This is a genomic window from Dysgonomonas sp. ZJ279, assembly GCF_011039205.1.
Classification (GTDB): domain Bacteria; phylum Bacteroidota; class Bacteroidia; order Bacteroidales; family Dysgonomonadaceae; genus Dysgonomonas.
Window position 1 is genome coordinate 49040 of sequence record NZ_JAAKEL010000006.1, and the last position, 12234, is coordinate 61273.

A 12234-nucleotide genomic window follows, 5' to 3' on the forward strand; every position below is an offset into this window, starting at 1 on the left:
AGTTTTTGGTGTCGGGTAAAATGTAATGGTCAAATTTTGGTTACCAAAGATAATTATTATTTTATAATACCATACTACCTGCGAATGAACTTTGTTTCACTTATTTTTTTCTATCTTTGTTTCTTTAGAAATTGTACAATATCAAAATTTAAAGCACGAACATAGTGGCAAAAAAAGTAGCAGAAACCCCTTTAATGAAACAGTATTTAGAGATCAAGAGCCAACATCCTGATGCAGTTTTATTGTTTCGCGTGGGTGACTTTTACGAAACCTTCTCTGAGGATGCAATTGCAGCTTCCGAAATATTAGGAATTACACTAACCCGCCGAGCTAATGGGGCAGCTACTTTCGTAGAGTTGGCAGGCTTTCCGCATCATGCATTAGATACATATCTGCCGAAACTCGTCAGAGCAGGAAGGCGTGTTGCAATTTGTGATCAACTCGAAGACCCTAAGTTAACAAAATCGATAGTAAAAAGAGGTGTTACAGAACTGGTAACGCCGGGAGTTTCGATCAACGACAATATACTCAACCATAAAGAAAACAATTTTCTCTGCGCCATACATTTTGCGAAAAACATCTGCGGAATATCGCTCCTTGATATTTCGACAGGAGAGTTTCTTGTAGCAGAAGGAAAGAAAGAATATATAGATAAGCTGCTTACAAATTTCTCTCCGAAGGAGATATTAGTAGAACGCAGCAAGAAAAAGTTATTTGAAGAATATTTTGGTAATCGTTTCTTTATTTTCGAACTCGACGACTGGGTTTTTACTGAAAATACAGCCAAAGACCGACTTGTAAAGCATTTCGAAACGAAAAACTTAAAAGGATTCGGTGTCGATCAGCTAACAAATGGAGTGATTGCCGCCGGTACTATACTTCACTACTTAGATGTCACACAACATATGCTGATAGGTCACATCACTACCCTATCGCGCATAGAAGAAGATAAATATGTACGTCTGGATAAATTTACAGTACGTAGCCTCGAAGTTATCTCGACAATGAACGAAGGTGGTAAAAGCCTTCTGGATATCCTCGACAAAACAGTTTCGCCGATGGGCGCACGTATGCTTCGTCGTTGGTTAGTATTCCCATTGAAAGACGAAAAGCCTATTAATAGCCGTTTGGCTGTTGTGGAATATTTCTTCAAAGATGTACAATTAAAAACTCTTCTGGAAGAACAATTATCTCTTATCGGGGATCTGGAACGTATCATTTCGAAAGTAGCTGTGAATCGTATCTCACCTCGCGAAGTGGTACAGTTAAAAGTAGCACTAAATGCAATAGCCCCTATCCGCGAAGCTTTTCTGGCATCAGACGAACCTAGCCTGCGTGAAATTGGCGAAAGACTTAATCCCTGTCCGATCATTCGCGACCGCATAGAAAAAGAAGTACAACCCGACCCTCCTGCTTTACTCCACAGAGGGAACGTTATTCGTAAAGGAGTGAATGCCGATCTCGACGAGTTACGCCAGATTTCACATTCGGGAAAAGATTATTTGCTGAAAATACAACAACGCGAAATAGAAACGACAGGGATATCTTCCCTAAAAATCAGTTTCAATAACGTATTCGGATACTATATAGAAGTGCGTAATGCGCACAAAGAGAAAGTTCCTGCCGAGTGGATTCGTAAACAAACCCTCGTAAATGCTGAACGTTATATAACAGAGGAATTAAAGAATTATGAAGAGAAAATACTTGGGGCCGAAGACAAAATACTGGCTCTGGAGACGACTTTATATAATGATTTAGTACTTAGCCTCGTAGAATATATACCGACAATACAGGTAAATGCCAGCCTGATAGCCCAAACAGATTGTTTACTATCGTTTGCCAAGACAGCTAAAGAGAATAAATACATCCGTCCTCAGATCAACGATACCGAGGTTCTGGATATAAAAAATGGGCGTCACCCCGTTATTGAGAAACAATTACCACTGGGCGAGGCTTACATTGCAAACAGTGTCTATCTCGACAATGATTCTCAACAAATAATTGTTATTACAGGGCCCAACATGGCGGGTAAGTCTGCATTACTTCGTCAGACTGCACTTATCACGCTGATGGCGCAGGCAGGGAGTTTCGTACCAGCCGAATCGGCAAAAATAGGACTTGTAGATAAGATATTTACACGTGTAGGGGCTTCTGATAATATATCATTAGGAGAATCTACGTTTATGGTAGAGATGAACGAGGCTTCCGACATCCTCAACAATCTTTCGTCCCGTAGCTTGGTTCTTTTCGATGAGCTAGGACGTGGGACGAGTACATACGATGGAATTTCGATAGCTTGGGCGATTGTCGAATACATACACGAACATCCAAAAGCGAGAGCGAAAACTCTTTTTGCAACGCATTACCATGAATTGAATGAAATGGAAAAATCATTCAAGCGTATCAAAAACTTTAATGTATCAGTAAAAGAGATTGACAATAAGATAATCTTCCTGCGTAAGCTGGTAAAAGGCGGTAGCGAACATAGCTTTGGTATCCATGTTGCCAAAATGGCCGGCATGCCTCAAAGTATTGTAAAAAGAGCAAACACTATACTTAAAGAATTAGAAACCGACAATAGGAAACAAGGGATAGCAAAACCGATAAGCGATATAACAGAACAACGCGAAGGTTTTCAACTTAGTTTCTTCCAATTAGATGATCCTGTACTCAGCCAGGTTCGTGACGAAATTGTATCGTTGGATGTGAATAATCTGACGCCAATGGAAGCATTAAATAAATTGAGCGACATAAAGAAAATTGTGGCAGGGAAATAAAATGCTATGTAACAAGACAAAAGTTAGTAGTATTTTTCGTTCCTTTGCAACTCAAACAAACTAAATAGCAACAACATAACTAGCAATATGAATCGCAAAAAAATATTAGTCACAGGAGGAGCCGGATTTATCGGTTCACATCTATGTGAAAGACTACTTAATGAGGGGAATGAAGTAATCTGTCTGGATAATTATTTTACAGGATCGAAAGACAATATCATTCATTTGATGAATAATCCTTATTTCGAAGTTGTAAGGCATGATGTTGTCCATCCTTTCCACATCGATGTAGATGAAATATACAACCTTGCTTGCCCTGCTTCACCGGTTCACTATCAATACAATGCGATAAAAACAATAAAAACATCGGTAATGGGAGCTATCAATATGCTTGGTCTTGCCAAACGATTGAAAGCGAAAGTGCTGCAAGCTTCGACAAGCGAAGTATACGGCGATCCTAATGTTCACCCTCAACCGGAGAGCTATTGGGGGAATGTAAACCCGATTGGTATTCGTTCTTGTTATGATGAGGGGAAACGCTGTGCCGAAACATTATTTGTAGACTATCATCGCCAAAATGGAGTGAGAGCCAAACTTGTACGTATATTCAATACTTATGGACCACACATGAATCCGAATGATGGGCGCGTAGTTTCCAACTTCATAGTACAAGCACTTAAAGGCGAAGACATAACTATATATGGCGATGGGAATCAGACACGTAGTTTCCAATATGTAGATGATTTAGTGGAAGCTATGATACGTATGATGGCTACCGAAGATTCCTTTATCGGTCCCGTAAACACTGGTAATCCGGGTGAATTTACAATGCTTGAATTAGCAACTCTTGTACTCGAACTTACCGGTTCAAAATCTAAACTTGTATTCCAACCATTACCTAGCGACGACCCGAGACAGCGGAAGCCTGATATAACACTGGCTAAAGAGAAGTTAGGCTGGGAGCCGAAAATACAATTAAGAGAAGGTCTTATTACAACAATTAAATACTTCGACGAAGTTCTAAAGAAATAAATGCTGGCACTTCTTTGCTCGTGGTTAATGATGGTTCTCATATTTCTTGCTTTTGGAGATATGACATCATCGTTATGGCATAATATCTCAAAGAAGAAAGATAAGTATTCCTTTTTCGATAGTTTCTGGCTAGGAATCTGCTCGACAGGAGTTTTACTCTCTGTCATATCTATCTTTTCCTCTATAAATATTTATATACTTGCTCTTTTTATATCCATATCAATCGTTTATTGGATTATAAAAAGGAAGCGACTAGGAGCTCTATACGAAACAATCAGCACCAGATTAGCTGGACTACCCGTTTGGAGCAAAGCAGCCTTAGCCATTTCAGTCGCAGCCATTTTCCTTTTAGCATCGACTACCCCATTGTTGTACGACGAAGGCTTATATCATCTGCAAACAATGATGTGGAGTGAGCAATATAGTGTTGTTCCCGGTCTGGGTAATCTACATGGACGGTTAGCTTTTAATTCTAACTTTTTATTGCTATCTACTTTATTTAATTATCATCCGGGTTTTTACCCGTGTTTTTTCTCGATAAATAGTTTATCTCTATTTGTATTTACTACTTGGTTGATAGTAAAAATAAGTAAATCTGAATACTTCGTACAGAAAGCAATGCTATCAATTATTATGCTTCTCTGCATATTCTCATTTGGCATATACCTATCATCAACTTCTACCGATATACTGGCGCATATATTGATTATATACATCTTATTAAGTTGCATTATAGAGAAGAATATCTTACAGAATAAGATACTGATGCTCGTCATCTTACCTCTATTTTGCATAACACTGAAATTATCATCTGCTTTGATCTGCCTGATCAGTGTATTCGCTTTAATATATCTCATTAAGAATAAAGAATACAAAAGCTTATTAATCCTTATGGGAATCTGTGCAATTATCATCATCCCATGGTGTACCCGCTTTATTATTCTTAGTGGTTATCTTGCATATCCGTTCCCTGCGATAGATATATTCAGTTTTGATTGGAAAATGCCGATAGAACAGGTTTTGGAAGAAAAGAATGCTGCTTATGCCTGGCCCAGAATACCCAATGAAGATCCTATCAAAGTATTGAATATGCCATTGACTGAATGGGTACCTATCTGGCTGAAGAATCAGTCTTTTTATAATCTGACTCTTTATCTTCTCGCCCTTATTTCACCTATTATAGTCTTAGTCTGCAATAAAGCACTAAGGCGTAACAGTATATTTATCGTAGTATGGGCAACAGCTATATTCGGCTACCTTTTTGGGTTCTTCACTGCGCCCGATCCTCGATTTAGCTTTAGCTTTATCATTTGTAGTGCCTTTATTCCTTATATGTTTTTCTTTTCGCAGGAAGAGAAAAGTTTAATGATAAAATCCTTTGTAAAGAAAATAGGCTTTGTCATCCCTTCATTTATTATTCTTAGCATGATCTTATTGACATATATGGGATACAGTCAGGTTAAATATTACCAAGAGCCGAATATACCGATATACACCTTATTGTATAAGCCACAATCGATTGATTACAAAAAGAATGAGAAAGATTCTAAATTTTTAGAATACAATATAAATAATTCAACGATATACTACCCTGACAATGGTAACCAATGCTTCGACCAATGTTTACCGTGCATGCCATACCCGAATAATAAACTGGAAATGAGAGGAGAGAGGCTTAATCAGGGCTTCAAAACTAAACAAAACTAACTTTTAATTATGCTTGCAATTATTATCACATGGGCAATTGTGGCATTTGTATTTCTTTCTATCGGAAATTTCTGTATTTCTGTTTACAGACAAGTTACAAAGCAAGATACCCCATATTCATTAATAGATACATTTATGATTGGAATGGTATTTACCACTACATTCATAGCCATAAGCTCTTTATTTATTCCTGCCAATTATATATTACTGCTAGGTCTTGTCGCAATCTGCATATTATATTGCTTATTATCGAGAAAGTACCTTCAAACAGAAATCAATTCTTACACAAAGAAGATCAAAGAGCTGCCGAAACTACATCTTTTCCTTATTTTATCACCTATTCTCGTTTTTGCAATACACTGCCTTACTAGTCCGATGTGGGTTGACACACCTTATTATCACATACAAAATATAATGTGGGACGAGCAATATAGTGTAGTGCCCGGATTGGCAAATTTACAAGCTCGTTTTGGATTTAACTCTAATTATTTCTTAGCGTGTTCTACCTTTGGGCTAAAACCTCTTTTCGGACAATATATATTCGGAGTGCATTCACTTTGTCTGGTATTCATTTTCATGTGGGTTATATACAAAACGATTAAGTGTAATTCGGTATTCCAATCTGTCGTTCCCATCGTGATGATTTGTAGTTTTATTACAGTATATAAGCTCCATATTTCATCCCCAACAACCGACTTGCTTCCCAATTTACTTATTATGTATCTTTTTATAAAGGTATTATTCGACAAGAATACGGTAAAAAATAATCAACTCGTCTTTATAGCTTTACCGGCATTCTGCATAACTCTGAAGTTATCAGCATTTATTATTTGCCTATTTGCAGCTTACGTATTATGGATCAATTTTAAAAATAAGAATTATAAAAGCCTCTCCTTTTTCATTTCCACAGGATTAATCATTGTACTACCCTGGTTTATCCGAACAGTAATAATGACAGGATATTTAGTCTTCCCATATCCCGGAATAGACATATTCAGTTTCGATTGGAAAGTACCTATCGAATATGTCATCGACCAAAAGGATTACATTTATGCTTTTGCCAGAATAGATTGTGCCCCTATTGATCAAGTATTAAGTATGCCTCTCCATCAATGGATAACAAAATGGTGGCAATCAGGGATGTTCTATTACAACCCTTATGCTAACAGGTTTTTCTTTATCGCGAGTCTAATGGCAATCATTTCCATGCCTATCATTTATTTTTCGTTAAAAAAGAGAAAGAAAGAGCTTAGATATTTATACCTTACTTGGCTAATCGCTTTATGCGGATTCATTTTCTGGTTCTCTTCTGCCCCTGATTTCAGGTTTGCTTATGGATTCATTATTTCGTTAGTTTTTATACCGATACACCTCATTCTAAATACTATAAAGAATGAAAAAATCATTCGTTCAAATCTTAATATTAAAATATTAATTAGTATTTGTATTGTATTATTTATAACTTTGCAGGCAATTCGTTGGACTTGTTATCAAATAGATACAACACAACCTATTTACAGCTTATTGTACAAACCACAAAATATTGACTTTACAAAAAAACTAAAAGAAGATTTTCATAGAACAAAAATAGAATTTGTACCTGTGGAAATTAATAATATGATTATATATACAAGTACGGTAGAAACTCACTGTTACGATTGTCCATTACCTTGCGGTTCGGATTACACTGGAGGTATAGAGATGAGAGGAAAAACTTTACAAGAAGGCTTTAGGACAAAAGAAGGAGCACCATACCGGATAACATATTAATTTACATTAAAAAAAGACCCAACATGAAATTGTCTATCGTCATTCCGGCTTATAATGAAGCTCCAACAATTCATCTTATACTGAATAAAGTTCTAGATGTACAATTAATAAACAATATACAGAAAGAAATTATAATAGTAAATGACTTCTCGAAAGACAACACAGCAGAAGTTGTTGAAGCATATATTAAAGACCACCCCGAAAGTGACATAAAGCTATTTGCCCAGCCCATGAATATGGGAAAAGGTGCTGCGCTACACAGAGGTATAGCAGAAGCCACAGGTGACTATATAATAATACAAGATGCCGATTTGGAATATGACCCGGAAGAATACAACATTCTATTAAAACCGATTGTAAATGGTTTTGCTGATGTCGTTTTCGGTTCTCGGTTTATGGGCGGAAATCCTCATCGTATATTATTCTTCTGGCACTCTATAGGTAATAGGATTCTAACTTTTGTGTCTAATATGTTTACCAATCTCAACCTTACAGATATGGAAACATGTTACAAACTGTTCAGAGCAGACATAATAAAATCTATTCCTCTCAAAGAAAGACGTTTCGGCTTCGAGCCAGAGGTTACAGCCAAAGTATCGAGATATCCGAATGTTAGAATATATGAGGTGGGTATTTCTTATTATGGACGTACATACGAAGAAGGTAAGAAAATAGGATGGAGAGATGGAGTCAGAGCTTTTATCTGTATGATAAAATACGGATTATTCAGAATCCAATAAATATATTCTGCAAAACAAACAATAAAGGTATCTCGAAATATTCAGGATGCCTTTTTTATTTGGCGTATAATCTTAGATAGTTTCCTTTTACAAAAATTGCTATCTATCCGCATAATTATTTAACTTTAAAGACTCTAATTGTATAAAATAAAAATACCACAGTATGAAAAGCTATATTCTACTTTTTACAGCTCTTTTTTTCTCAATCGTATCCTTGGTCAATGCACAGGAAAATACAAAATATCTGGCAGGGGCAGTGCCCGAAACAAATGGCAAGGTAGTTTTCACAAAATCGATTCAGCCTAGTTCAAAATTATCAGGAGATCAACTATTCAATAAAGTGAACGAATGGGCTGAAATATATTTTGGAAAGAACAATCAAAACCCCAACCAACGGATTTTACTGTCTGATTCGGAAAAAAAACAAATAGCCTGTATCGGAAGCATTGATTTAGTTTTCGCCAAAAGAGTCCTTATGCTCGATAAAGCTGTAATGTCTTATCAAATGATTCTTAACATAGAGAACGACATTTGTAATGCAACTATTCGAAATATAAAATACGATTACAATACCGGTAAAGACACCGAAACCCTTGCTGCCGAAGATATGATTACGGATAAAATTGCTGTTCATAAAAATGGACAGAAACTGAATACTTACTACGGTAAATTCAGAACAGCAACAATCGATTCTGTTAATCAGATATTCAACGCTCTTAACCAGCATATCAATGGACATCAAAATACAATGTCTTCATCAGGAAGTCTAACACCTCCAATAGCTGTTATTCCGGAAGTAAAAGAAAATACCGCAGGGGCAACTTTACTGGGCTTCAAAAACATATCGCCTCAAGATATACCTGAGAATATTATTAAATTACTCAATGAAGCTGCATTGATAACTTCAGGAAAAGGCGAAAGCACAAATGTTATGACAGCCTCTTGGGGTGGATTGGGTGTATTATGGGAAAAACCGATATCAATGTGCTTCCTAAACCCTACCCGTTACTCGATTAAAACAATGGATGAGGGAGAAACATATACTATATCTTTCTATACCCCGGCATATAAAGATGTTATACAGTATTGTGGAACTACAAGTGGTAAAAATACAGATAAGATAAAAGGTTCAGGCCTTACTCCTATTAAAACACCTTCGGGTGCCACTGCTTTTTCGGAAGCCTCTATGATATTCGAATGTCGTAAATTAGTAGCTCAACCAATATCTGAAGCAGGTTTAAAGATTGATAAATCAGAATTACCTAATAGTTTTACAAAAGACGGCTTACACAAAATGTATATAGGTGAGATCCTTAATGTGTGGGTGAAATAATAAGAATTACAAGACAGATAAAAAAGATTCGACCGACTGAGTGAAATTCGCCCAGGAAAGTCGAGTCTTTTCTTTTTTCAGATTTTCTATGTAAAGGCTGATCTTATCCTTATCGAAAAATTCCTTAATACCATTTGCCACACCTAGAGGAGTAGGTAAAGAGACAACGAGTCCCGTACCCGATTGTTCAACAGTAGAGCCCAAAGCTCCTACATTGGTTGCGATCATGGGTGTTTCCAGTTGATAAGCCAAAGCCACAACTCCGCTTTGTGTTGCCGAACGATAGGGCAATATCAATACGTCCGCCACTGAAAAAAGAGTAGTAACCATATCATCGGGAATATATTGCTCGAAAACAATAATATTATCCTTCAATATTGATTTATTAATAAGTTCGGTATACTTATCAAAGCTACCATAACATTCACCGGCTATTATCAGTTGATAACTATCATCTAGTTGATCCATAGCTTCTATTAAAATATCTAAGCCTTTATAATCTCTGATAAGTCCAAAAAACAAGAGGTTCTTTTTGTCCGACCTAACTCCTAATTTACCACATGCTGTATCCTTGTCTGTACGCTCTGCATATTGATCGTAAATAGGGTGAGGCTGCAAAAGAATATTAGCATCATTCTTTAGCGATAAAAGATCATCATAAACAGGTTGGCTCATGACAATAAAAGCATCGCATCTATTAAAAAAGAATTTAGCAAAAGATTTATCTATAATCCTACGCTCATGTGGTATGGCATTATGAACAAGTGAAACCACCTTGATACCCTTATCCAGAAACATACACACAGAGCCGAAAGCCGGAGCAAGAAATGACATCCAATAAGGAATAATCAACACATCGGGCGAGAATTTATTTATAGCACGTGCTGTACCTATATAGGTGAATGGATTTATCGAATTTAAAACTCTTTTACTGTCTATCACCGTTGCCGAATCATCTTGCGATACATACTGCGTTTTGCCGGGAAAAAGAAATTCAGGATATAAGGTTGTAAATGTAAAAGCCTCTACCTCATTATTCTTCGACAACTCTGTATACAATCTTGCATTGAGCTGCGCCAACCCTCCACGATAAGGGTAAAACGGAGATAAAATAGCTATTCTCATAATATCCTCAACCTTTTTTCTCTTTCTGCTTATCCAGCACCTTATGTATCTTATCGATAATCATAGATTCGGTGATGTACCCCAAGCATGCGTAATCGAATCTCTGACAAGGCAAGTCGCCATATACTGAACAAGGGCGACATTCCAGATCGATCTGAACAGCATTGTCTGGATCTTGACCGAAACCATAGAATCCCATATTAGGATGTGTTGCACCCCAAACTGACACTACCGGTGTCTTAACCAACGACGCTAAGTGCATATTAGCCGAGTCCATAGTTAAAACAACATCCATATACGACATGAGCAAAAGTTCATTCTCAAGCTTTAGCTTACATGAAGTATCTACTACATTAGGATAAGTGCTAGCCCATTTATTCAATACTTCTCTCTCCTCTTTACCTGCTCCGAGCAAAAAAATTGTCGTATCAGGTTCTTTCGAAAGCATCTCAACCACTTTTTCCATTTTCTCTAAAGGATAAATCTTTCCTTTATGCTTTGCAAATGGAGCGACACCAATCCATCTACCTTTTTTCTCTGTGGCAATCGCCTTAAGATTATAAAATTCGCGAGGAACAAAATAAAGTATATCAGTGAAAGTTATATCTGCAGGGAAACCCAATTTGTCAAAAACATCCAAGTAACGCTGCACCGTGGTTTTCAAAGGCGGAACAAGTTTTTTTGTAGCAATTGCCTCGGCTTTTTCTTTACGCCCTTTATCTATACAGGCCACTCTGTGCCCTGCAATTCGCATAATAAATCTTATTATTTTCGAACGTAAAACATCATGTTCATCCGCTACGTGAGTAAATCCCATTACATACAATTTATTAGCCATCCGTAGCAACCCTCGGATACCTTTATGCTTTCCATTTATATCAAATGGAATAACATTTACGTTAAAACCCAAATTCTCAAATAATGGTGCAAAAGACTTGCGGGTCATTACAGAGAAACGGTCTTGAGGGTACTTTGTAGCAACAGAATATATTACCGGTACCAGCATTGCAACATCACCAAAAGACGACAACCTTATTACCAATATTTTAGCCATAAAAAGAAATTAAGTCCATAGAGACATGTATTATATATATGTGTGCTGCTTATTAGTATGAAAAATTATTTTTTCCCATACAATATTGGATTTAATGCAGGATCATTGTACATCTTCATCTGCTTATAAACTTTCATATATTTATTCCCGCTTTCAATATCCAGCAACAATTCGTCAATAGCTGTAGATAAATCCTTTCGTTGTTCAAGTAATATATTTAGTTTTTTCAAACATTCCTGATGATGCTTCTCCTCTACATCTTGGCGATCCACTTCTTGCTGCATATGATATATTTTAAGTGCAAGAATAGATAGACGATCAATTGCCCATGCAGGGCTTTCGGTATTAATTTTAGCCTCCGGCAAAACTTTTACAGTCTTATATTTATCCAGAAAATAGCTATCTATTAGTTCTACTAAGTCTGTTCTTTCCTGATTAGATTTATCGATCCGCCTTTTTATTTTAAGAGCTTCCGATGGTTCAATATGTGGATCTCTAATTATATCTTCCAAATGCCATTGAACGGTATCTATCCAGTTTTTAAGGTAAAGAAGTGATTCTATAGATTGAACCTCATATGGATTACTGATAGGAGTATCTACATTATCTGTTGTATGGTAATTGCTTATTGATTTTTCAAAAATTGAATTACTCAAAGCTGTAAATTTCATATAGCTATATATTAGTAAATATTAT

Annotated in this window: 9 protein-coding genes; 6 read left to right on the top strand and 3 right to left on the bottom strand. The window is 36.5% G+C overall.

What is annotated here, in order from left to right:
• Positions 1-194 precede the first annotated feature (194 nt).
• The 6 genes from mutS (at position 195) to G7Y57_RS09340 (ending at position 9359) form a co-directional block, all read left to right on the top strand.
• Positions 195-2777, top strand: a complete 2583-nt coding sequence (gene mutS / locus G7Y57_RS09315) for a DNA mismatch repair protein MutS (RefSeq protein WP_185153931.1) — start codon at positions 195-197, stop codon at positions 2775-2777.
• Between the two features lie 87 nt (positions 2778-2864).
• Positions 2865-3809, top strand: a complete 945-nt coding sequence (locus tag G7Y57_RS09320) for a UDP-glucuronic acid decarboxylase family protein (protein WP_165022825.1) — start codon at positions 2865-2867, stop codon at positions 3807-3809.
• Complete coding sequence (locus G7Y57_RS09325; RefSeq protein WP_165022828.1) at positions 3810-5516, top strand: LIC_10190 family membrane protein; 1707 nt, start codon at positions 3810-3812, stop codon at positions 5514-5516.
• Between the two features lie 9 nt (positions 5517-5525).
• Positions 5526-7286, top strand: coding sequence for an LIC_10190 family membrane protein (locus G7Y57_RS09330; RefSeq protein ID WP_165022831.1), 1761 nt, complete (start codon positions 5526-5528; stop codon positions 7284-7286).
• A 23-nt stretch (positions 7287-7309) separates the two neighbouring features.
• Positions 7310-8026: a glycosyltransferase family 2 protein gene (locus tag G7Y57_RS09335; RefSeq protein WP_165022834.1), complete on the top strand. Its 717-nt coding sequence runs from the start codon at positions 7310-7312 to the stop codon at positions 8024-8026.
• A gap of 163 nt (positions 8027-8189) precedes the next feature.
• Complete coding sequence (locus G7Y57_RS09340; RefSeq protein WP_165022838.1) at positions 8190-9359, top strand: DUF4468 domain-containing protein; 1170 nt, start codon at positions 8190-8192, stop codon at positions 9357-9359.
• 6 nt (positions 9360-9365) lie between these two features.
• Here G7Y57_RS09340 and G7Y57_RS09345 read toward each other — a convergent pair whose 3' ends face one another.
• The 3 genes from G7Y57_RS09345 to G7Y57_RS09355 all read right to left on the bottom strand — a co-directional run bounded on the left by G7Y57_RS09345 (position 9366) and on the right by G7Y57_RS09355 (position 12209).
• Positions 9366-10484 (bottom strand): glycosyltransferase, encoded by a 1119-nt coding sequence (locus tag G7Y57_RS09345; protein ID WP_165022841.1) that lies wholly within the window; start codon positions 10482-10484, stop codon positions 9366-9368.
• A 7-nt stretch (positions 10485-10491) separates the two neighbouring features.
• Positions 10492-11538: a glycosyltransferase family 9 protein gene (locus tag G7Y57_RS09350; protein ID WP_165022844.1), complete on the bottom strand. Its 1047-nt coding sequence runs from the start codon at positions 11536-11538 to the stop codon at positions 10492-10494.
• A gap of 65 nt (positions 11539-11603) precedes the next feature.
• Positions 11604-12209 carry a DUF4254 domain-containing protein gene (locus G7Y57_RS09355; RefSeq protein WP_165022847.1) on the bottom strand — a complete coding sequence of 202 codons (606 nt, stop codon included), beginning with the start codon at positions 12207-12209 and terminating at the stop codon, positions 11604-11606.
• Positions 12210-12234 lie beyond the last annotated feature (25 nt).